The organism is Streptomyces niger (genome assembly GCF_000718305.1).
GTDB classification, from domain to species: Bacteria; Actinomycetota; Actinomycetes; order Streptomycetales; family Streptomycetaceae; genus Streptomyces; species Streptomyces niger.
Genome location: NZ_JOFQ01000026.1, coordinates 38,316 through 60,086 on the forward strand (window position 1 = coordinate 38,316; position 21,771 = coordinate 60,086).

Annotated in this window: 20 protein-coding genes; 9 read left to right on the forward strand and 11 right to left on the reverse strand. The window is 73.7% G+C overall.

The window, feature by feature from the left end:
- Positions 1 to 71 precede the first annotated feature (71 nt).
- From dnaG to IF20_RS32520, 7 genes are all read right to left on the reverse strand, one after another.
- Complete coding sequence (gene dnaG, locus IF20_RS32490; protein WP_052869010.1) at positions 72 to 1,982, reverse strand: DNA primase; 1,911 nt, start codon at positions 1,980 to 1,982, stop codon at positions 72 to 74.
- Between the two features lie 75 nt (positions 1,983 to 2,057).
- A complete protein-coding gene (locus IF20_RS32495; RefSeq protein WP_052869011.1) occupies positions 2,058 to 2,507 on the reverse strand; it encodes a GNAT family N-acetyltransferase in 450 nt (149 codons plus the stop codon).
- Between the two features lie 9 nt (positions 2,508 to 2,516).
- Positions 2,517 to 3,782 (reverse strand): NAD(P)/FAD-dependent oxidoreductase, encoded by a 1,266-nt coding sequence (locus IF20_RS32500; protein ID WP_052869012.1) that lies wholly within the window; start codon positions 3,780 to 3,782, stop codon positions 2,517 to 2,519.
- A 177-nt stretch (positions 3,783 to 3,959) separates the two neighbouring features.
- On the reverse strand, positions 3,960 to 5,477 hold the full coding sequence (locus IF20_RS32505; protein WP_234426909.1) for a deoxyguanosinetriphosphate triphosphohydrolase: 1,518 nt from the start codon (positions 5,475 to 5,477) through the stop codon (positions 3,960 to 3,962).
- Positions 5,474 to 6,298, reverse strand: coding sequence for a sirohydrochlorin chelatase (locus tag IF20_RS32510; RefSeq protein WP_110944754.1), 825 nt, complete (start codon positions 6,296 to 6,298; stop codon positions 5,474 to 5,476). The genes IF20_RS32505 and IF20_RS32510 overlap by 4 nt, the downstream gene beginning before the upstream one ends.
- A 191-nt stretch (positions 6,299 to 6,489) precedes the next feature.
- Positions 6,490 to 7,491 carry an adenosine deaminase gene (locus IF20_RS32515; protein WP_052869013.1) on the reverse strand — a complete coding sequence of 334 codons (1,002 nt, stop codon included), beginning with the start codon at positions 7,489 to 7,491 and terminating at the stop codon, positions 6,490 to 6,492.
- Between the two features lie 7 nt (positions 7,492 to 7,498).
- Positions 7,499 to 8,032, reverse strand: a complete 534-nt coding sequence (locus IF20_RS32520) for a gamma-glutamylcyclotransferase family protein (protein WP_110944755.1) — start codon at positions 8,030 to 8,032, stop codon at positions 7,499 to 7,501.
- A gap of 111 nt (positions 8,033 to 8,143) precedes the next feature.
- Here IF20_RS32520 and IF20_RS32525 point away from each other — a divergent pair, with 111 nt between their 5' ends.
- Positions 8,144 to 8,854 (forward strand): SanA/YdcF family protein, encoded by a 711-nt coding sequence (locus IF20_RS32525; RefSeq protein ID WP_052869014.1) that lies wholly within the window; start codon positions 8,144 to 8,146, stop codon positions 8,852 to 8,854.
- An 8-nt stretch (positions 8,855 to 8,862) separates the two neighbouring features.
- Here IF20_RS32525 and cutA read toward each other — a convergent pair whose 3' ends face one another.
- On the reverse strand, positions 8,863 to 9,159 hold the full coding sequence (cutA, locus tag IF20_RS32530) for a divalent-cation tolerance protein CutA (RefSeq protein WP_052869051.1): 297 nt from the start codon (positions 9,157 to 9,159) through the stop codon (positions 8,863 to 8,865).
- 207 nt (positions 9,160 to 9,366) lie between these two features.
- Here cutA and IF20_RS32535 point away from each other — a divergent pair, with 207 nt between their 5' ends.
- Complete coding sequence (locus IF20_RS32535) at positions 9,367 to 9,696, forward strand: cupin domain-containing protein (RefSeq protein ID WP_052869015.1); 330 nt, start codon at positions 9,367 to 9,369, stop codon at positions 9,694 to 9,696.
- A gap of 107 nt (positions 9,697 to 9,803) precedes the next feature.
- Positions 9,804 to 10,424: a sensor domain-containing protein gene (locus tag IF20_RS32540; RefSeq protein WP_052869016.1), complete on the forward strand. Its 621-nt coding sequence runs from the start codon at positions 9,804 to 9,806 to the stop codon at positions 10,422 to 10,424.
- A gap of 24 nt (positions 10,425 to 10,448) precedes the next feature.
- On the opposite strand, the gene IF20_RS32545 is transcribed toward IF20_RS32540, so the two are convergent.
- Complete coding sequence (locus IF20_RS32545) at positions 10,449 to 11,234, reverse strand: TSUP family transporter (protein WP_199896861.1); 786 nt, start codon at positions 11,232 to 11,234, stop codon at positions 10,449 to 10,451.
- 40 nt (positions 11,235 to 11,274) lie between these two features.
- Between IF20_RS32545 and IF20_RS32550 the strand changes: the two genes are divergently transcribed.
- Positions 11,275 to 12,129 (forward strand): aldo/keto reductase, encoded by an 855-nt coding sequence (locus tag IF20_RS32550; RefSeq protein ID WP_052869018.1) that lies wholly within the window; start codon positions 11,275 to 11,277, stop codon positions 12,127 to 12,129.
- A gap of 102 nt (positions 12,130 to 12,231) precedes the next feature.
- Here IF20_RS32550 and IF20_RS32555 read toward each other — a convergent pair whose 3' ends face one another.
- Positions 12,232 to 13,251, reverse strand: coding sequence for an Lrp/AsnC family transcriptional regulator (locus IF20_RS32555; RefSeq protein WP_052869019.1), 1,020 nt, complete (start codon positions 13,249 to 13,251; stop codon positions 12,232 to 12,234).
- A 151-nt stretch (positions 13,252 to 13,402) separates the two neighbouring features.
- Between IF20_RS32555 and IF20_RS32560 the strand changes: the two genes are divergently transcribed.
- The 5 genes from IF20_RS32560 to IF20_RS32580 all read left to right on the forward strand — a co-directional run bounded on the left by IF20_RS32560 (position 13,403) and on the right by IF20_RS32580 (position 20,395).
- Entirely contained in the window at positions 13,403 to 14,701 is a 1,299-nt protein-coding gene (locus IF20_RS32560) for an MFS transporter (protein WP_052869020.1), read from the forward strand.
- 84 nt (positions 14,702 to 14,785) lie between these two features.
- Positions 14,786 to 15,982, forward strand: coding sequence for a M20 metallopeptidase family protein (locus IF20_RS32565; protein WP_052869021.1), 1,197 nt, complete (start codon positions 14,786 to 14,788; stop codon positions 15,980 to 15,982).
- Between the two features lie 366 nt (positions 15,983 to 16,348).
- Positions 16,349 to 18,925: a nitrite reductase large subunit NirB gene (nirB, locus tag IF20_RS32570; RefSeq protein WP_110944763.1), complete on the forward strand. Its 2,577-nt coding sequence runs from the start codon at positions 16,349 to 16,351 to the stop codon at positions 18,923 to 18,925.
- Positions 18,922 to 19,305 carry a nitrite reductase small subunit NirD gene (gene nirD, locus IF20_RS32575; protein WP_052869023.1) on the forward strand — a complete coding sequence of 128 codons (384 nt, stop codon included), beginning with the start codon at positions 18,922 to 18,924 and terminating at the stop codon, positions 19,303 to 19,305. Before nirB ends, nirD begins: the two co-directional genes overlap by 4 nt.
- 145 nt (positions 19,306 to 19,450) lie before the next feature.
- Positions 19,451 to 20,395 (forward strand): oxidoreductase, encoded by a 945-nt coding sequence (locus IF20_RS32580; protein WP_052869024.1) that lies wholly within the window; start codon positions 19,451 to 19,453, stop codon positions 20,393 to 20,395.
- Here the strand turns inward: IF20_RS32580 and IF20_RS32585 are convergent.
- Entirely contained in the window at positions 20,373 to 21,770 is a 1,398-nt protein-coding gene (locus IF20_RS32585; protein ID WP_052869025.1) for an FAD-binding oxidoreductase, read from the reverse strand. The two genes, IF20_RS32580 and IF20_RS32585, sit on opposite strands and share 23 nt — an antisense overlap.
- Position 21,771: the final 1 nt, after the last annotated feature.

Sequence of the window (21,771 nt, forward strand, 5' to 3'; positions counted from 1 at the left end):
GTCCGGCCGGGGCGGCGCCGCCGGCCCACGGAGCCGCATGGGCCGGCCGCGGCTTCGTAGGCCGGCGGCCGTCAGAGCGCCGCGGCGCCGCGCTCCCGGAGGGACTGGGCGTACTGCTCCAGGACCCACAGCTCCTGCTGGAGGGCGGTGTAGGCGTCGTCGCCGGTCCGGGGGTCGTGGCGCTGGAGCGCGCCGTGGATCTCGGTGCAGCGCTGCCGTACGGCGGCGAGGCGTACGGCGACGAGCTGGACGCCCGCGTACAGCTCGTCGGGGTCCCGGCGGGTGTGCAGGGGCTCGACGGCCAGCTCCGTGACCATCGAGCGCACCGTGTCGTCGGGCGCGGCCTCGCGGACGCGGGTGAGGAAGCCGGCGTCCGCCGCGGCCGTGCCGCCGGCGTCCTCGATGCAGCGGCGTACGACGGCGTACGGCGGCGCGGTGAACTCGTCGACGCCGTACGCGTCGAAGGTCGGCGCGACCAGGTCGGGGCGTTGCAGGGCGAGCTTGAGCAGCTCCCGTTCGACGCGGTGCGCCGGACTGCGGAGGTTCAGCGCGGGGCCGCGGGGGGCCTCGGGCACTGCGGGCTGCGCGGGCTCGGGGCCGCGCCGCTGCGGCTTGCCCTGGTCGCGCGCGTCCCGGGCGTCCCGGCCGCGCTCGCGGGCCCAGCGGGCCAGCTGGGAGACGCGGCGGACCACGAACTGGGTGTCCAGGATGCCGAGCAGCCCGGCCAGCTGGACGGCGGACTCGTGCTGGATCGAGCTGTTCTTGATGTTGGCGACGATGGGCGCGGCCTCGTCCAGCGCGGCGGCCCGGCCGACCGGGGTGGCGAGGTTGTGCCGGGCGACGAGCTGGCGCAGGGCGAACTCGAACAGCGGGGTACGGGACTCGACCAGGTCGGCGACGGCCTGGTCGCCCTTGGCGAGGCGGAGCTCGCAGGGGTCCATGCCGCCGGGCGTGATCGCGATGGAGGTCTCTGCGGCGAACTTCTGGTCCTCCTCGAAGGCGCGCAGCGCCGCCTTCTGGCCCGCCGCGTCGCCGTCGAAGGTGAAGACCACCTCGGAGCCGCTGTTGTCCATCAGGAGCCGGCGGAGGATCTTGATGTGGCCCTCGCCGAAGGAGGTGCCGCAGGTGGCGATGGCGCTGCGGACGCCCGCGAGGTGGCAGGCCATGACGTCGGTGTAGCCCTCGACGACGACCGCGCGGTTCCCCTTGGCGATCTCCTTCTTGGCCAGGTCGATGCCGTACAGCACGTGGGACTTGCGGTAGATCGGCGTCTCGGGGGTGTTCAGGTACTTCGGGCCGTTGTCGTCGTCGCGGAGCTTGCGCGCGCCGAAGCCGACGACCTCGCCGGCGATGTCGCGGATGGGCCACATCAGGCGGCCGCGGAAGCGGTCGATGGGGCCGCGGCGGCCGTCCTGGGAGAGGCCGGAGAGGATCAGCTCCTTGTCGGTGAAGCCGCGGCCGCGCAGGAAGCGGGTGAGGTGGTCCCAGCCGGCCGGGCTGTAGCCGACGCCGAAGTGCTGGGCCGCGGCCTGGTCGAAGCCGCGCTCGGCGAGGAACTTCCGGCCGATCTCGGCCTCGGGGCCGTCCAGCTGGTCGACGTAGAACTGCGCGGCGATCTTGTGGGCCTCGACGAGGCGGGTCCGCTCGCCCTGCTGGCGTCCGGGGGCGTAGCCGCCCTCCTCGTACCGCAGGGTGATGCCCGCCTGGGAGGCGAGGCGCTCGATGGTCTCAGCGAAGGAGAGGTGGTCGACCTTCATGATGAAGTCGACGGTGTCGCCGCCCTCCTGGCAGCCGAAGCAGTGGTACAGCCCCTTGGCCGGGCTGACGTGGAAGGAGGGGGACTTCTCGTCGTGGAAGGGGCAGAGGCCCTTCAGATTGCCGCCGCCGGCGTTGCGGAGCTGGAGGTACTCGGACACGACGGCATCGATCGGGACCGCGTCCCGCACCGCCCGCACGTCGTCATCGTTGATCCTGCCTGCCACGCGAGAATTCTACGGGGGACCACCGACAACTCCCGGGTCCGCTCCCCCGGCGGCCCCCGGCGGCCCGCCCGCTCCTCAGCCCGCGGCGGTCTTGAGGACGAAGCGGTGATGCGCGCCACTCGGCACGATCTCGAAGGTCTCACCGTCCGTGGTGAAGCCCATCCGCTCGTAGAAGCCGCGCGCGGAGACCCGCCCGTTGCACCACACGTACGTGGCACCGCGCCGCGCCGCCTCCTCGATGCCGGCGCGCAGCACGGCGGCCCCGAAGCCGCGCCCGCGTACCTCGGGCGCGCTGGCCATGCCGCGGAAGCGGTAGGCGGGCACGTCCTCCTCGCCCGGCACCGGGTCGGGGAAGAAGGTCGCGCAGGCCACCACCGCGTCCCCGTCGTACGCCGCCATGTGGAAGACGCCGGGGTCGGCGTCCTCCGGGTACACGGCGGCGTCGGCGGGCAGCCCGGGGCGCAGCACCGACCAGCGGAGGTCGAAGATCTCCGCCACTGGGGCGGGCGCGGTACGGATCTGCATGCCCGCACGCTACGACAGGAACGTCTCCAGCGGCACCGTCGGGTCGGCCAGCGCCTCCGCGTCCAGGCCGCGCCCGGAGCGGATCATGGCCTGGAGCGGCTCGGTGACGTCCCACACGTTGACGTTCATCGCGGCGAGCAGCCGGCCGCCGCCGTCCAGCCAGCAGGCGATGAACTCGCGCTTGCCGACGTCGCCGCGGAGCACGACCTGCTCGTACGAGCCGGGCGGGGCGTATCCGGAGTACTCCAGGCCGACGTCGTACTGGTCGGAGAAGAAGTACGGGATGCGGTCGTAGGAGACCTCCTGGCCGAGCATGGCGCGGGCCGCCGCCGGGCCGCCGTTGAGCGCGTTGGCCCAGTGCTCCACGCGCAGCCGGGTGTCCAGGACCGGGTGGGCCGCGGCGGCCACGTCACCGGCCGCGAAGATGTGCGGGTCGGAGGTGCGCAGCGAGGCGTCCACGACGATGCCGCCGCCCGCCGCGCGGTCCACGAGGGCGAGCCCGGCCTGCTCGGCGAGGGCGGTGCGGGGTGCGGCGCCGATCGCGGCGAGCACGTCGTGCGCCGGGTGCTCCTCGCCGTCGTCGGTCTGCGCGGCCAGCACGACGCCGCCCTGGCCGGTGATCTCGGTGAGCGTGGCGCCGAAGTGGAAGCGGACGCCGTGCTCGCGGTGCAGCTCGGTGAAGAGCTCGCCGATCTCGGGGCCGAGCACGCCGTGCAGCGGGGTCGGCGAGGGCTCGACGATGGTGACCTCAGCGCCGTAGGAGCGGGCCGCCGCGGCGACCTCCAGGCCGATCCAGCCGGCGCCCGCGATCACGAGGTGGCCGTTGTCACGGCCGAGGGAGGCCAGCACGCCGCGCAGCCGTTCGGCGTGCGCGAGGCGGCGCAGGTGGTGGACGCCGGCGAGGTCGGTGCCGGGGATGTCCAGGCGGCGCGGCTCGGCGCCGGTGGCCAGCAGCAGCTTGTCGTACGCGATGAGGGTGCCGTCACCGAGCCGGACCGTGCGGGCGACCGGGTCCAGGGCGACGGCGGGCTGGCCGAGGTGCAGCTCGATGTCGCTCTGCGCGTACCAGGCCGGCTCGTGCACGAAGACGCTGTCCCGTTCGGCCTTGCCGATCAGGAAGTCCTTGGAGAGCGGCGGCCGTTCGTACGGGTGGTCGCGCTCGTCACAGATGAGGATCACCCGGCCGCTGAACCCCTCCGACCGGAGGGTCTCGGCCGCCTTTGCCCCGGCCAGGCCACCGCCGACGATGACGAACGTCTGGTGTGCGTCGACCACTTGCTTCCTCCTCGCTGCGGCGCAGTGCGTCTGCGCCTTGAACGCCCCCCGTTCGACCCCCGTCGGCACCCCGTTCGAAAAAGCCATACCCCCGTTCGGGCCCTCAGCACCGCCCGGGTTCGAGCGTCCCGCACAGAGCGTGATGGGGGAAGAGGGTAGGCCCTTGATGCGTCACCCTTAGTTGTCACGCGCGGGCGGGCGGTCCGCCGCTGCGTGGCCCCTGGGGCGGGTGAGACGGGCGTGCAGGGTGCGCGCCGAGGCGTCCGTGAGGGCCGCGATCTGGTCGATGACGGCCCGCATCCGGGCGGTGTCGTCCCCGGCCGCGTCGAACAGCGACCGGAACTGCGGGTCGAGGCCGTCCGGTGCCCGCGCGAGCAGCGCCTCCGCCAGCTCGGCGATGATCACCCGCTGTTCGGCGCGCAGCGCCTCCTGGTCGGGACGCTGCATCACGTAGCGGTCGGCGACCGCCTTCAGTACGGCGCACTCCAGGCGCGCCTCTTCGGGGACGACCAGCTCGGCCCGGTAGCGGGTGAGCCGCCCGTCCCCGAAGGCGTCGCGGGTGGCGGTCTCGGCGGCCAGGCAGAACCGGCCGATCAGCTGGCTGGTGGCGTCCTTCAGGCGGGCCTGGGCGACCGCGGAGCCGTCGTAGCCGTGCGGCCACCACTCCTGGTCCAGCAGCCGGTCCAGCGCCGCGCCCAGCTCCGCGTCGCCGGCGCCGGGCGCGTACCGGTCGGCGGCCACCGCGAAGACCTCGGCGCGCTCGGGGTCCGCGTACAGCACGGCCGGATCCAGGTGCCCGGCGTGCAGCCCGTCCTCGACGTCGTGCACCGAGTACGCCACGTCGTCCGACCAGTCCATGACCTGCGCCTCGAAGCTGCGCGCCCCTTCGGGGGCGCCCTGCCGCAGCCACCGGAAGACGGGCAGGTCGTCGGCGTACACCCCGAACTTGCGCGAGCGCGGGTCCGCCGGGTGCCCGCCGCGCTGCCAAGGGTATTTGGTCGCCGCGTCCAGGGCGGCGCGGGTGAGGTTGAGGCCGACGCTGACGACGCGGCCGTCGTCGTCGGTGACGAACCGTTTCGGTTCGAGCCGGGCGAGCAGCCGCAGGGACTGCGCGTTGCCCTCGAAGCCCCCGCAGGCCGCGGCCACTTCGTTCAGGGCCTGCTCGCCGTTGTGCCCGAAGGGCGGGTGGCCCAGGTCGTGCGCCAGGCAGGCGGTCTCCACCAGGTCCGGGTCGCAGCCGAGCGCCGCGCCCAGTTCCCGGCCCACCTGCGCGCACTCCAGGGAGTGCGTGAGCCGGGTCCGTGGCGTGGCGTCCCAGGCGTGCGGCCGGCCCGCACCGGACGCGGTGACACCCGGCGTGACCACCTGGGTCTTGCCGGCCAGCCGGCGCAGCGCGGCGGAGTGCAGCACGCGTGCCCGGTCGCGCTGGAAGGCCGTGCGGCCCGGCCGTTTGTCCGGCTCGGGCACCCAGCGCTCGGCGTCGGCGAGCGTGTAGCCGGTGTACTCCGGCAGCCCCGGCGCCGCCGGGTCCGTGGGGTTCGGCGGCGCGTCGGGATGCGCGGCGTACGGGAGTTGCGCACCGGGGCGCGCGTCGGGGTGCGGCGCCCGGTCGGGGCGCGCGGCAGCGTGCGGCACCGGGCCGGTGCCGTCCCCGTGCGGCGGACGGCCGGTGGGCTGAAAGGGCGTACCCGTCATACCGCGACGGTAGCCGCACCGGCCCCTTCGCGGTCGGACCCGGTACGCGAGCGGAGCGCCTGGTCGTAACGGTGCAGGACGAGACGCGCGAGGGCCGGGTGGTCGCCCAGGGGCGCCGCCGCGGCCTCCAGTACGGCGGCGGAGGCGGCGGCGAACCGGCCGGGCGCGGTGAAGTACGAGGCCACGACGGGCCGCAGGCCACGGGTGCGCAGCCCGTCGGCGGCCTCCTCGACGGTGGCCCCGGCGCCCGCCGCGTAACCGGGGACGACGGGTGTGCCGCCGAGCCGTGCGGACAGCAGGCGGGCGGTGCGCCCGGTGTCGGCGGCGGAGTGCGGGTCCCGGGAGCCGGCCGCCGCCAGGACTATCCCCGTGCCCGGTGCCTCGGGCCGCGTCCCGGCCTCCGTCAGCCGCTCGTGCAGCGCCTCGGCGAGCAGCGAGTGCGGTCCGAGCGCCCCGGCGATGCGGGTCCTGAGGTGCGGTGCGGCGGCGGCCGTCGCCGGTATGTCGTGCTTGAGGTGGTAGCCGCGGCCCAGCAGCAGCGGGACGAGGACGGCGTCGCCGTCCAGCTCGGCCAGCACGTCGGGCAACAATGGCGCGTTCAGTTCGATGTGGCCGAGACGTACCGGCAGTCCGGGGCGGTGCTGCCGCACCCGGTCCAGCAGGGCCGTGACGGTCTCCAGGGCCCTGGGGTCGCGGCTGCCGTGTGCGACTGCGACGAGAGTCGGCGTCGCGGCGGCGGTGCCGCAGCTCGGCACGGTGCGGCGACTGTGGAGTCTGACCCGGCTGAGCTGCGTACTGAGCTGTGCGGTGATCTCTGTCATGAGCTGCGCCGTACTGTCGAAGGGAACCGAAGCGGCAAGGTGCGCTTGCGACGCCGTCATGATGGGAGCGTGCCAGCGCAGAGTTGCCGGAGCGTTGCGCGGGAGTGACGAGTCGTTTCTCCGGTCTCACGCGGCCGGCCGGCCGCCGGGGAGGGCCTGCCCGTACCGCTCCGGTTCCCCGCGGGCAGCGGTCAGGCGCCGCGGTGGGCGTCGACCTCCTCCAGGTACGCCGCGCGCGTCTCCTCGTCCAGGAAGGAGGCCCGGAAGGAGTTCCTGGCCAGCGTGCGCAGGGTGTCCTCGTCCAGGCCCAGCGCGTCCCGCACGGCGGTGAAGTTGTCGTGCGCGTAGCCGCCGAAGTAGGCCGGGTCGTCGGAGTTGACGGTCACCAGCAGACCGGCGTCCAGCATGGCGGGCAGCGGATGGTCGGCGAGGTCGTCGATCACCCGCAGCCGGACGTTGGACAGCGGGCAGACCGTCAGCGGGATCTGCTCCGCGACCAGCCGCGCCACCAGCTCCGGGTCCTCCATGCACCGCACGCCGTGGTCGACCCGGTCCACGCCGAGGAGGTCCAGCGCCTCCCACACGTACGCGGGCGGCCCCTCCTCACCGGCGTGCGCCACGCACTTCAGCCCGGCCTCCCGCGCCCGCGCGTACACCTCGCGGAACTTCGACGGCGGGTTGCCGACCTCGGCGGAGTCCAGCCCGACGGCGGTGATCCGGTCCAGGTACGGGCGGGCCGCCTCGAAGGTCTCCAGGGCCGACTCCGCGCTCTCGTCCCGCAGGAAGCACATGATGAGTCGGGTGGAGATGCCGTAGGTCTCCTGCGCGGCGTCCAGGGCCCGTCCCAGGCCCTCGATGACGGTGCCGATCGGCACGCCGCGGGACGTGTGGGCCTGCGGGTCGAAGAAGATCTCCGCGTGCCGCACGCCCTGCTCCTTCGCGCGCGCGAGGTAGGCGTGCGCCAGGTCGGCGAAGTCCTCCTCGGTACGCAGCACGGCCATCAGCGCGTAGTACAGGTTCAGGAAGGACTGCAGGTCGCTGAAGGAGTAGGCGCGGCGCAGTTCGTCCTCGGAGGCGTACGGCAGCGCGATGCCGTTGCGCGCGGCGAGCGCGAACGCCAGCTCGGGCTCCAGCGTGCCCTCGATGTGCAGATGCAGTTCGGCCTTGGGGACCGGGGGGTGGGCGGTGGTCATGCTCGGTTCAGAGACCTTCCTGGACAGTGGCAGTGGCAGTGGCGGCCGCGAAGGCGCGGCCCTCGTTGGCGGCGACGCCGGGGCCCACCGGGCCCGCGGCACGTCGGTCGGTGGCGAGCCAGTCGCCACCGGGGATCGGGGTGCCGGCGGCGCGCAGGCGGCCGGCCAGGGGTTCGGCGGCGAGGTAGACCCAGGCGGGCACCGAGGTGCCGTCCGGCAGGACGGCCGCGCACCGGACGCGGTCGTAGTCGTTGTGCGGCGCGCCGGGCGTGTAGCCCTCCAGCCGGTCCAGGACCGCCAGGACCTCGTCGTAGACGTCTTCGGCGGGCGTGACGAGGTGGCCGTGGACCGCGGCGTCGGCGGGGCCCCGGACGGCGTACGGGTAGCCGGGCCCGTCGTACAGCAGCGCCCCCTGGACCGTGGCCGGCTGCTCGGCCGCGGTCCGGCCGCGCAGGGCCCAGGCGTGGTTGGCCTCTCCCGGTCGCAACGTCCCGTAGACGAAGAAGGGCAGCCGCTCGTGGCCGTCGGGCCGGTCGTTCATGGGTCGGTTCTCCTCTTGTGCGTTCTTCCCGCTCGCAACCATGCCAGGCCGCCGCGCGTCGCTGTCCGGTAGGTCGGAGGACTGATCGAAGCGCGACGGAACGGGGGCGTCATGGATGTGCGGGCGAACGGCCTGGTGCGGCGGGCGGCACGGTGGCTGCGGCAGCGGTTGCGGCTGCCGCGCACGACTCGGGGACGCCGGCGGGCCGTGCAGGCCGTCGTGGCCGTCTGCGTGCTCGCGTTGCTGCCCGCGACCTGGCTGCGGCTGTCGACCGGCGACCGGGTGCGGACCGTGGCCGACGTGCCGGCGGCGCCGGTGGCGGTGGTCTTCGGCGCGGGCCTGTGGGACGGCGAGCCGTCCCCGTACCTCGCGCACCGGCTGGACACGGCGGCCACGCTGTACGACTCGGGCCGGATCAGGGCGATCCTGGTGACCGGCGACAACAGCACCCACGACTACGACGAGCCGGACGCCATGCGCCGGTACCTGACCGCGCGCGGGGTACCCGCGCGGAGGATCGTCGGCGACTACGCGGGCTTCGACACCTGGGACTCCTGCAGTCGCGCCCGCCGCGTCTTCGGGGTCGACCGGGCGATCCTGGTCAGCCAGGGGTTCCACGTCCGGCGGGCGCTGGCGCTGTGCGCGGCGGCGGGCATCGACGCATACGGGGTCGGTGCCACCGACGCGCACGACGTGACCTGGTACTACGGCGCCGTACGTGAGGTCCTCGCGGCGCCCAAGGCAGCAGCCGACGCGGTACTCCGCCCCGACCCGCACTTCTTGGGCCCGCGCGAGAACGGGGTGGCGCGGGCGCTGCGCTGAGCAGCCCGCTAGCGGGTCTCCTCCTGCATCCAGGCCAGGTAGTCGGCCGCGCCGTGGACGACCGGCAGCGCGATGATCTCCGGGGTGTCGTAGTCGTGCGCCCCGCGGAGGTACTCCTCCAGCTCCTGGTAGCGGTAGCCGGTCGTCTTGAGGAGCACCTGCCACTCCTGGCTGGTCTCGATGGCGTTCTGCCACCGGTACACGGAGGTGACCGGCGCGCTGACCTGTGCGCATGCGGCGAGGCGCGCCTCGATGGCGCCGCGGGCCAGCGCCTCGGCCTTCTCCGCCGCGTCGGTCGTCGTCATCACGGTCAGGAATGCGGGCGGTGCGGTGTCGACGGGCTGATCGGTCACGGGTACGGGTCCTTTTAGGTCGCGGACGGGTGGGTACCTGATCCTTCCCCCTCCACGGGTACCACGGCGCGCCGATGACTTGCGGCGCCCCGCGCACCCGCCAGGATGGGACAAAACATGCCACCGAAACGCCGGCACTCCGCGACCGAAGGGCCCCCCATGGACGACCTCACCGCCCTCGCCCGCCAGCAGCTCGACGACGCCAAGGCCGACCCGCACGGCCGCAGCGCCCGGCTCTTCCTGCACGACGGGCCGCTGCGGCAGACCGTGATCGCGCTGATCGGCGGCGCCTCGCTGGACGAGCACGTCTCGCCGCCGGCGGGCAGCGTGCAGATCCTGCACGGGCACGTGCAGATCACGACGGGCGACGGCAAGCAGGACATGATCGCGGGGCAGGTCGCGCCGGTCCCGCGCGAGAAGCACGGCGTGACGGCCGTCGAGAACTCCGCCCTGCTCCTGACCTCGGTGACGCACGTCGACGGCATGTGACGCCGAGGACGGCACAACCTTCGCCCCGGCCCGGCGGTCTCACCGGCGAGAGTTCCGTTACGTACCGGGATTCCGCTACGTACCGCATCGGGGGAAAGGTCTCATTCATGCGTCTCCGTGATGTGCGCCGCCGCACCGCGCTCACCGCCACCGTGGCCGTGCTGGCCGCCGCCGGCACGACCGCGGCGGTCGCAGCCCCGGCCACGAGCGCGCCGCCGCGCTTCCTCGCGCCCGGCGAGCTCCCGCCGCACGCGTCCTCGCCCTGGTACGCCTCGAAGGTGACGCCGGGGCTGCCCGACCCGGCGCCGTTCTGCCTGGACGGCGGTGCGGTGCCCGCCGGGGACGGCACGTACCACCGCAGCTACTGGACCGAGTACGACACCAACGCGGGGCAGGTCACCGTGGTGACGGCCGACGACGACAGCGCGCGCCGGCTGGCGGCGAAGCTGCGCCGGCAGGTCGCGCGCTGCGCCGGCGACTGGCTGCACGACAAGCCCGGTGGTACGGCGTCCTGGAAGGACTACGGCACGGTGAGCGCGGCGGACGGCGGCCGGGTCCACGGCGTCCACACCTCGATGCCCGAGTCCGAGCCGGGCATCCACCTCTTCGGCGTGGGCCGCTCGGGCCGTACGGTCACGGTCGTGCGGTGGGGCGAGATGGGCACCTTCGCGCAGGCCCCGGTGCCGGCCTTCAAGGCCGCCTTCCGCCAGGCGCTCAACAAGCTCTGAGCCAACGGGCCCGGAGCGCCCTGGTCAGGCCAGCCACTGGTCGTACGCCATCGAGCACAGCAGCGCCGCGACGACCACGACCAGCACGCCGCGCACGAAGCCGGCGCCCTTCTTCAGCGCCATCCGGGCGCCGGCCGTGCTGCCCGCGAGGTTGAACGCCGCGAGCAGCGCGCCCAGTCCCCACAGCACGGTGCCCTGGTAGGTGAACATCGCCAGGGCACCGATGTTGGTGCAGACGTTGACGACCTTGGCGGTGGCCGACGCGGTCACCAGGTCCATGTGCAGGATCGCCGCCAGCGCGATGACCAGGAACGCGCCGGTGCCGGGCCCGATCAGGCCGTCGTAGAAGCCGATGCCGAGCCCGGCGATCAGTACGGCGGCGAGCACCCGCTGCCGGGTGACCGGGCCCGCGGGCGCGGGCGCGGTCCCGAAGGACGGCCGGAGCAGCACGAACGCCAGCACCCCGGCCAGCACGATCATGATCAGCGGGCGCAGCACCGCGCTGTCCAGCCCCGCCGCGAGGAACGCGCCGCCCAGCGAACCACCCGCCGCCGCCAGCCCGATGCGCACCGCGGACGGCACGTCCAGCGGCGTCCTGCGGACGTAGGTGAGCGCCGCGCCCGTCGTACCGACCACCGCCGCCGACTTGTTGGTGCCGAGCACGAAGGCGGCCGGCACGTGCGGCAGGCCGACGAGCAGCGCGGGCAGCAGGATCAGCCCGCCACCACCCACGACGGCGTCGATCCAGCCGGCCGTCAGCGCGGCCAGGCACAGCAGGAGCAGGGTCGTCAGGGATATGTCAGGCACCAGGTGATCTTAAGGACCACCGGCCGCTCTAGGGTGGTGAGTCATGGACTCCGAGATCTTCTCCCTGGGCGGCGAGCTGCCATTACGGCGGCTCGGGTACGGCACGGCACAACTGGCGGGGCCGGGTTACTGGGGTCCGCGGCACGCCGATCCGCGGGAGGCGGTGGCGGTGCTGCGGCGCGCGGTGGAGCGCGGGGTGAACCTCATCGACACGGCCGACAACTACGGTCCCGGGGTGGCCGAGGAGCTGGTCGCCGAGGCGCTGCACCCGTACCCCGAGGGACTGGTGATCGCGACCAAGGGCGGCGTGATCCGCACGAGCGCGGACGCCTGGCACATCGACGGGCGCCCCGAGTCGCTGCGTGCGATGTGCGACGCGAGCCTGCGGCGGCTGCGCCGGGACACCATCGACCTGTACCAGCTGCACCGGCTGGACCCGAAGGTGCCGCTCGCCGATCAGCTGGGCACGCTGCTGGAGCTGCGGGACGCGGGCAAGATCCGGCACCTGGGCCTGGACACGGTCCGCCCGGCCGAGCTGACCGCCGCGCTGGCGCTGGCCCCGATCGCCTCCGTGCAGAACCGCTACAACCTGCTGGACCGGGGCTCGGAGGAGTTGCTGACGCTGTGCGAGCGGCAGGGGATCGCGTTCCTGCCGTGGTTCCCGCTCGGCAACGGCGGGCTGGCCGGCGGCGCGGCACGCGCCCTGGACCTCGTCGCGGAGCGGCACGGCGCGCGCCACGGGCAGATCGCGCTGGCCTGGCTGCTGCACCGCTCCCCCGTGCTGCTCCCCACGCCCGGTACCGGTTCGCTCGCGCACCTGGAGGAGAACCTCGCCGCGGCGGACCTCGAACTGAGCCCGGCGGACATGGCACTGCTGGCAGAAGCGGCGGACCGCTAGCCGCGGACCGGCGCCCGGGAGCAGCGGGCTGCGGCCGGTGATCGGGAGCAGCCCCGGGCTGTCGCCGGGGCGGTCGCCGACGACTCGAAGCCGGGAGCCGCCTCAGCCCGCCCACGGGTCGACCGGGACGACGTCCCGCGCCCGCCCCCGGTCGTCCAGCGCGCGCCCCATCAGCTTGGACTGCTTGAGCACGATGGCCCGGTCGTGCAGTTGGAGGTGCGGCAGCCGCTCGCCGAGCTGGATCTCCAGCCGCTGCACGTCCTGCACCGACTGCAGCCAGAGCGTGCAGAGCAGGTTCTGCCGCCCGGTGACGGCGGCGCACAGCCGCACCTCGGGCAGGCCCAGCAGGACCCGCGCCGTCTCGGCGAGGTGGGTGGCGGGCACGCTCGCCCACAGGGTCGCCGAGATCGGCCACTCGGTCAGCTCGCGGGCCACCTCGCAACGGAGCGCGATGTCCCGGTCGGCGAGCAGCCGGCCGAGGCGGCGCCGTACCGTGGGCGCGCTCAGCCCGACCGCCCGCCCGAGGTCCACGGCGCTTCCCCGGCCGTCCCGGGACACCTCCGTGATCAGCGCCCGGTCCTGCGCGTCCAGCGGCGCGGCCACGCTCGCCGGCGCCTCGGCGGTGCGCAGCGCCTCGCGTTGGCGGGCGTCCAGGGCGCGCAGCCGCCAGCGGCTGCCCTCGCCGTAGACCCGGGTGCCGATGGCGGCGCGGGTGGCAGTGACGCCCGGCAGCTCGGCGATGCGCCGCAGGAGCAGCTCGGAGAGGGCCGCGAGGCCCGGTACGAACACGGTGATGACCAGGTCCCGGCCGCCGGCCATCTGCTCGACGGTGGCCACCTGCGGGAGCCTCACGAGGGTCCGCGTGACCGTCTCGACGCTGCCCGCCACGCAGTCGATCTCGACGAACGCGACACACATCCGGTCCAGCCGCCGGGGGCCCGGGTAGGCGGTGACCCAGGCGAGCCCGGCGCGCTCCAGGCGGTTCCAGCGGCGGGCCGCGGTGACCGGGTCGACGCCCAGCACCGGCGCGATCGTCTGCCACGAGGCGCGCGGCGCGATCTGCAGGGCGTGAATCAGCCGGGCGTCGAGCCCTTGCAGCGTCGTAGGCACGTTTTCCTGCATGGTCAGCGCCTTCCTGAAGCTTTCCTGCGTACCAAGGGTAATTCGTTTCCCCACCTTCGGCCGCTGGCCAGCATGGCGATCCATTCGAGCCATTCCGGCACCGCCCCAAACCGGACGTTCGGTCGTCCGGGCCTACGAGACGAGGTTGGCGATGACATCAGCGGTCACGGCGAGAACCGCGGACACCCCACGCACGGCGCACGGCAACGGGCGCAAGGCGTTGCTCGCCGCGACCGTCGGCGGTGTCGTGGAGTCCTTCGACTGGGCCGTCTACGCGGTACTGGCCCCGTACTTCGCCGCGGCGATGTTCCCCGGCGACGACCCGGTGACCAAGCTGCTCGCCGCGTACCTGGGTTTCGCCGTCGGCTTCGTCGTCCGGCCCTTCGGCAGCTACGTGGTGGGCCGGCTCGCCGACTCGCGCGGCCGCCGGTTCGCGCTCACCCTCAGCATGACGATCATCTCCGGCGCCAGCGTGCTGATCGCGCTGCTGCCGACCGCCGCGCTGATCGGCACCGCCGCGCCCGTACTGCTCATCCTCCTGCGGCTGGTCCAGGGCCTCTCGATGGGCGGCGAGAACCCCAGCGCCGCCGCGTACGTCACCGAGACAGCCCCCCGCCACCTGCGCTTCCTCTACAGCTCGATCTCGTACTCGGGCGTGGTGATCGGCAACATCCTCTCCTTCGGCGTGCTGACCCTGCTGCTGGTGGCGCTCGGCGAGGACGGGGTGCGCGGGGGCGGCTGGCGGATCGGGTTCCTGGTGGCGGCCGCCCTCGGGCTGATCGCGCTGTGGATCCGGCGCGGCGTGCGGGAGAGCACGGAGTTCGCCGAGACGGGCGCGGACGGCCCGAAGGGCGCCGAGCGGCGCGCGCTGTACCGGGCAAACCTGCGCAACATGGCGGCCGTCTTCCTGATCTCGGTCGGCGCCACCGTCGGGTACTACTACGGCACCACCTACCTCCCCCAGTACGCGCAGCAGCTCGGCGTCGTCTCCGGCACCGAGTCGGCCGCCTCGATGCTGGGCCCGCTGGTGCTGCTGGTCGCGGCGATGGTCATGGTCGGCCGGCTCGCCGACCGGCTGGGCGCCCTGCGCACGCTGCGGATGGGGCTGTCCCTGCTGGCCCTGGCCACCGTGCCGCTGATGCTGGCGCTGGCGCACGGCGCCGTGCCGATGTGGTTGGTCACGGTGGTGTACCTGGTGCTGATCGCGGCGCCGATCGGGCTGACGAACGTGCTGTTCGCGCAGCTCTTCCCGGTCGCGGTGCGGGTGGTCGCGATGGGCGTGCCGTACACGATCGCGATCGGATTGTTCGGCGGCACGTTCCCGCTGCTCGCAGAGGGCCTGGCCAAGGCCGGGCACCTGACGCTGGTGCCGTGGTGGGCCGCGGGCGCCGCCGCCGTCTCGCTCGCCGGCACCTTCCTGATCCGCCGGCCCAGGACCACCGGGAACTGAACCCGCCGGCCGCGAGGCCCTCTTGTGGAACGCCTCGCGCTGCGGTCCTCTCGTTGCTGCCACCCCCTCTCCGAAGGAGCACACATGAATCTGCGGGACGACGCCCGCGCCCTCGCCGGCGACCTCGTTCAGCTGCGCCGCGCGCTGCACCGCATCCCCGAGGTCGGCCTGGACCTGCCGCGTACCCAGGAGACGGTGCTGGCGGCGCTGGACGGACTGCCGCTGGAGATCAGCACGGGCAGCGGCCTCAGCTCGGTGACGGCGGTGCTGCGCGGCGCGCAGGAGGGCCCGACGGTGCTGCTGCGCGGTGACATGGACGCGCTGCCGGTGGCCGAGAAGACCGGCCTGGACTTCGCCGCCGACACCGGCCGGATGCACGCCTGCGGCCACGACCTGCACACCTCGATGCTGACCGGCGCCGCGAAGCTGCTCTCCGCGCACCGCGACCGGCTCGCGGGCGACGTGGTCTTCATGTTCCAGCCGGGCGAGGAGGGCTTCGACGGCGCCGGGCAGATGCTGGCCGAAGGCGTGCTGGACGCCTCCGGCAGCCGCCCGCACGCCGCGTACGCGATCCACGTGATGTCGGCGGGCCTGCGGAGCGGCGTGTTCGGCACCCGCGGCGGCCCGGCGCTCGCCGCCTCCAACGTGCTGAAGGTGACCGTCAACGGCGAGGGCGGGCACGGCTCGATGCCGCACCGCGCCAAGGATCCGGTGCAGGCCGCCTGTGCCATGGTCACCGCGCTGCAGGCGTGGATCACCCGGACCTTCGACGTCTTCGACCCGGTCGTGCTGACGGTGGGCACCTTCCACGCGGGCACCCAGCAGAACGTCATCCCCGACTCCGCCACCTTCCACGCGACCGTCCGCAGCTTCTCCCCCACCGCCCAGCGCAAGGTCCGGGAGGGCTCGCCGGAGGTCTGCCGCGGCATCGCGCGGGCGTACGGGGTCGAGGTGGACGCGGAGTTCGTCGAGCAGTACCCGGTGACCGTCAACGACCACGCCGAGGCCGACTTCGTGGCGCACACCGTGCGGGAGGCGCTGGGCGAGGAGTTCTACGCGCCGCTGCCGCAGCCGCTGCACGGCTCGGAGGACTTCTCGCGGGTGATCGCCGAGGTGCCGGGCGCGATGCTGACGCTGGGCTCCCCGCCGGCCGGCGCCGACCCGGAGACCTCGCCCAACAACCACTCCCCGCTCGCGGTCTTCGACGACGCGGTCCTCGCGGACGGCGCCGCGGTATACGCGGAACTGGCGGCCCGCCGCCTGACGAAGGCGGCCGCCTGACACCACCGCCCACCGAGTGGGCCGGACCGTCCCCTCCGCGGTCCGGCCCCAGAGCACTGCGTACAGGCCGGTTCCAGGGGCCGGCGGTTCATCGTGGCCGGCGCCCCGTCGTGCTCCTCACACGGCGGGGTGCCGTGTGAGGAGAGCAGCGTTCCCCGGCGGAAACGGGCGGGATGCGGTCGGGTAACAGCCGCCCCGCACGCTTCTGTGCATGACCGCGGAACAGCACGCGGTGGTGACCCGCGGCGGGCAGGTCGCCCCCGTGCTCCGCCTGCTCATCCACGATGGAGGCTCCTGACTGTGACTGCCGAGGCGAACACCGCACCCACGACCGGGGCACCCACGATCGTGCTCGTCGGCCACGGCATGGTCGGCCAGCGCTTCCTGGAGGCCCTCGCCGACCGGGGCCTGACCGGTGCCGCCGCGCGCGTGGTCGTCCTCTGCGAGGAGCCCCGCCCGGCCTACGACCGGGTCCAGCTCACCTCGTACTTCGCCGGCCGAACGCCCGAGGACCTCTCCCTGGTGGAGGCGGACTTCATGGCGCGGCACGGCATCGAGCTGCGGCTCGGCGACCCGGCCGAGACCGTCGACCGCGCGGCCCGCACCGTGACCGCCCGGTCCGGCTTCACCGTCCGGTACGACCAGCTCGTCCTGGCCACCGGCTCGTACCCCTTCGTGCCGCCCGTCCCCGGCAAGGACAGCGAGGGCTGTTTCGTCTACCGGACGATCGAGGACCTGCTCGCCATCGAGGAGTACGCGCAACGCTTGCAGGAGCAGCGGGGGGCGGCTTCCGGCGCGGTGGTCGGCGGCGGTCTGCTCGGCCTGGAGGCGGCGGGCGCGCTCCAAGGCCTCGGTCTGGACACGCACGTCGTGGAGTTCGCGCCGCGGCTGATGCCCGTACAGGTCGACGAGGGCGGCGGCCGGGCGCTGCGCCGCACCATCGAGGACATGGGCGTGACCGTGCACACCGGCGTCGGCGGCAAGGAGATCACCGCGGGCCCGGACGGCGCGGTGACCGGCATGGAGCTGTCCGACGGCTCCCGCATCGACACCGACCTGGTGATCTTCTCCGCCGGTGTCCGGCCGCGCGACCAGCTCGCCCGCGACTGCGGCCTGGCGGTCGGCGAGCGCGGCGGCATCGTGGTGGACGCCTCCTGCCGGACGGTGACCGACCCGGCCGTGTACGCGATCGGCGAGTGCGCGCTGGCCGCCGACGGCCGGGTGTACGGCCTGGTCGCGCCCGGTTACGAGATGGCCGAGACGGCGGCGGCCGCGATCGCCGCGGCGGACACCACGGGCTTCACCGGCGCCGACACCTCCACCAAGCTCAAGCTGCTCGGCGTGGACGTGGCGTCCTTCGGCGACGCGCACGGCACCGCGGAGGGCTGCCTGGACGTGGTGTACGCCGACTCCCGCTCGGGCGTCTACAAGAAGCTGGTCATCGGCCAGGACGGCACGCTGCTGGGCGGCGTCCTGGTCGGCGACGCCGAGGCGTACGGCACCCTGCGCCCGCTCACCGGCACCGTCCCGCCGATCTCCCCCGAGCAGCTGGTCCTCCCCGCCGGGGCCGGCGCCCCCGTCGCGCTCGGCCCATCCGCGCTCCCCGACGAGGCGGTCATCTGCAACTGCCACAACGTCACCAAGGGCACCATCCGCGCGGCCGTCACCGAGCACTCCTGCGGCACGGTCCCCGAGGTCAAGAAGTGCACCAAGGCCGGCACCGGCTGCGGCTCCTGCGTCAAGGCGCTGACCACCCTGGTCAACGACGAGCTGGAGCTGAACGGCGTCACCGTCGAGACCGGCCTGTGCGGCTGCTTCCCGCACACCCGCGCCGAGCTGTACGAGATCGTCCGCACCCTGCGCCTCACCTCGTACGAGCAGTTGCTCGCCTCGCACGGCCGCCCGGAGGCCAAGGACGGCGACGGCTGCGAGATCTGCAAGCCGACCGTCGGCTCGATCATCGCCTCGCTCGCGCCCACCCTCGGCGCCAGCGGCTACGTCCTGGACGGCGAGCAGGCGGCCCTGCAGGACACCAACGACCATTTCCTCGCCAACCTCCAGCGCAACGGCTCGTACTCGATCGTGCCGCGCATCCCCGGCGGCGAGATCACCCCCGAGAAGCTGATCATCATCGGCGAGGTGGCCCGCGACTTCGGCCTCTACACGAAGATCACCGGCGGCCAGCGGATCGACCTGTTCGGCGCCCGCGTGGACCAGCTCCCCCGCATCTGGGCCCGGCTGGTCGACGCCGGCTTCGAGTCCGGCCACGCGTACGGCAAGGCGCTGCGCACCGTGAAGTCCTGCGTCGGCCAGACCTGGTGCCGCTACGGCGTCCAGGACTCCGTCCGCATGGCCATCGACCTCGAACTGCGCTACCGGGGCCTGCGCTCGCCCCACAAGCTCAAGTCCGCGGTCTCCGGCTGCGCCCGCGAGTGCGCCGAGGCCCGCGGCAAGGACTTCGGCGTCATCGCCACCAGCAACGGCTGGAACCTGTACGTCGGCGGCAACGGCGGCGCCGACCCCCGCCACGCCGACCTGCTGGCCCAGGACCTCTCCGACGCCGAGCTGATCCGCCTCATCGACCGCTTCCTGATGTTCTACATCCGCACCGCCGACCGGCTGGAGCGCACCTCCGCCTGGCTGGAGCGCATCGAGGGCGGCCTGGACCACGTACGCGACGTGGTCGTCCACGACTCCCTCGGCCTCTGTGACGAGCTGGAGTCCCTGATGGCCGCGCACGTCTCGGCCTACCGCGACGAGTGGGCCGACACCCTCGCCGACCCCGAGCGGCTCGCCCGCTTCGTCTCCTTCGTCAACGCCCCCGAAGCGCCCGACCCCTCCGTCCGCTTCGTCCCCGAGCGGGACCAGATGAAGCCCGACCTGGACCTGCTGGCCGGCCCCACCCTCCCCGTCCGCACCCTCGAAGGGACCGTTTCCCGATGACCGACACCCTGGCCCTCGACCGCTCGCTGACCACCGGCACCGTCGAACTGCGCACGGACCGCGGCTGGCTCGCCGTCTGCGCCACCACCGGCCTGGTCCCCGGCCGCGGCGTGGCCGTACTCCTCCCCGACGGCCGACAGGCCGCGGTGTTCCTGGACCGCGCCGGCCGCACCTACGCGATCGACAACCGCGACCCGTTCACCGGCGCCTACGTCCTCTCCCGCGGCCTCACCGGCTCCGCCGACGGCCACCCCTACGTGGCCTCCCCCCTCCTGAAGCAGCGCTTCGACCTCGCAACCGGCACCTGCCTCGACGACCCGTCGGTCTCCATCCCGGTGTTCGAAACCCGCACCACCCCGGAGGCGGCCGCGGCCGCGTGACACCTGCCTCTGCGGCCCGGCGTACGGATCGGCGTACGCTGGCCGCAGCCCTCTACCGGGGAGTACGTGCGCGTACATACGTACCGGTCGCACGGGCACTACTGCATGCGTACCGCGTCCCTACGCAACCGAGAGGTGCAGGCACATGGCCCGCCGCTGGAACACGTCCCACATCCCCGACCAGAGCGGCCGGCTGGCCGTCGTCACCGGCGCCAACAGCGGCCTCGGTTACGCCACCGCCCGCGAGCTCGCCCGCCGCGGCGCGCGGGTGGTGCTGGCCTGCCGCGACAAGGACCGCGGCGCCGCGGCCGTCGCCCGGCTGCACTCCGAACTGCCCGCCTCCGACGTCGTGCTCCGCACGCTCGACCTCGCCGACCTGGCCTCCGTCCGGGCCTTCGCCGACGAGCTGGCCGCCACCCGCCTCGACCTGCTGATCAACAACGCCGGCGTGATGGCGCTGCCCCACCGTCGCACCGCCGACGGCTTCGAGATGCAGTTCGGCACCAACCACCTCGGCCACTTCGCGCTGACCGGCCTGCTGCTCCCCGCCCTGCTCGCCACCCCCGGCGCCCGCGTCGTCACGGTCTCCAGCGGCCTCCACGCCCTCGCCGACGTCGACCTCGCCGACCTCAATTACGAGCGCCGCCCGTACCGCCGCTGGCCCGCCTACGGCCGCTCCAAGTCCGCCAACCTCCTCTTCACGCACGAGCTGGCCGCCCGGCTCGACCGCGCCGGCTCCGATGTGCTCGCCGTCGCCGCGCACCCCGGCTACGCCGCCACCAACCTCCAGACGGCCGGCATCCGCATGGAAGGCCGCACCCGCCCCGAGCGGGTCGTCGCCCTCGCCAACCGCCTCTTCGCGCAGCCCGCCGAGGCGGGCGCGCTGCCCACGCTCTGCGCGGCGACAGCGCCGGGCATGCGCCCCGACGCGTTCATCGGCCCGCAGGGCGGCATGCGCGGTGCCCCGGCGCCGTCGTTCCGCGCCCCCCGGACGCGGAACGACACCACGTCCGAGCTGCTGTGGGCCGCTTCGGAGGAACTGACCGGCGTGACCTACGACTTCGACGTCACGCCGCCGGTGCCGGCCTGACGTTCTGGGTGACGTGGAAGACGTTGTCCGGGTCGTACCGGCGCTTGACGCGCGCCAGCCGGTCGTAGTTCTCCCGGTACGTGGCCCGGACCCGCTCCTCCCCCTCGCCCACCCCGAGGAAGTTCACGTAGGACCCGCCCATGGAGTACGGGTGCAGCGCTTCCCAGTACCCCACGCACCACTCCTTGAGCGCCGACGCGTTGGCCGGGTCGGGGTCGATGCCGGCGAACACCCCTGACCACAGGGCGTCCCGGTAGCTCCACGCCGTGTCCGCCCGGCCGACGCGCCCGGCCGCGCCGTCCACCGGGTACAGGTGCATCGTCGACAGACCGGTGGGCAGCGCCTCCGCGAACCGCAGGTGCACGTCCAGCGCCTCGTCCGGCACCCGGTCGAAGAAGGCGCCGCGCCAGTACCACTGGAGCCCTGTAGGCAGCAGCTCGTCGAACAGCCGCTGCATCTCCACGTACGGCATCGGCGTCGAGAAGTGGAACGCCGGCCGCCCCGCCTCGCGCGCCCCCGTGAGCGCCTCCGCGAGCACCGCTTCGGTCCGCTCCGTATCCCCTGCGTGGCACCACACCACGCCGCACATCTTCCGCCCGTACAGCTCCTCCGGGAACGGCGGCCCGGGCGGCACGGCCAGCACCGCGAAGAACCCGTACACGTCCTCGGCGGCGCGCGGCGTGAACTCCCGGTACCAGCCGAGCACTTCCCTCGTACGCTCCACCGGCCACACGGTGACGCCGAAGCCGACCGTGTCCACGGGGTGCAGCCGGTACGTGAACGACGTCACCACGCCGAAGTTGCCACCGCCGCCGCGCAGCGCCCAGAACAGGTCCTCGTGCTCGCTCTCGCTCGCCGTGACGAGGGTCCCGTCCGCCAGCACCACGTCGGCCGCCAGCAGGCTGTCCAGCGTCAGGCCGTACTTGCGGGTGAGGTACCCGTGGCCCCCGCCCAGCGTCAGCCCGCCGATCCCCGTCGTCGAGTTGATGCCGGTGGGCACGGCGAGCCCGAACCCCTGCGTCGCATGGTCCAGGTCCCCCAGCAGACTCCCGCCCCCGGCCTGCGCGGTCCTGGCCTCCGGGTCGACCCGCACCCACCGCATGGGCGCCAGGTCGGCGGTGACCCCGCCGTCCACCACCCCCAGTCCGGGCGCGCTGTGCCCACCGCACCGCACGGCGAGCTCGACGCCCTCCTCCCGGGCGAACGCCACCACGTCCCGGACATCCACCACGTCCCGGCACGGCACGACGGCCGCCGGCCGCTTGTCGAGCATCCCGTTGTAGACCTTCCGGGCCGCGTCGTAACCGGAGTTCTCCGGCCCGATGACCGGCCCTCGCACCGTGTTCCGCAACGTGTCGAGAGTTTCCGTGTCCATG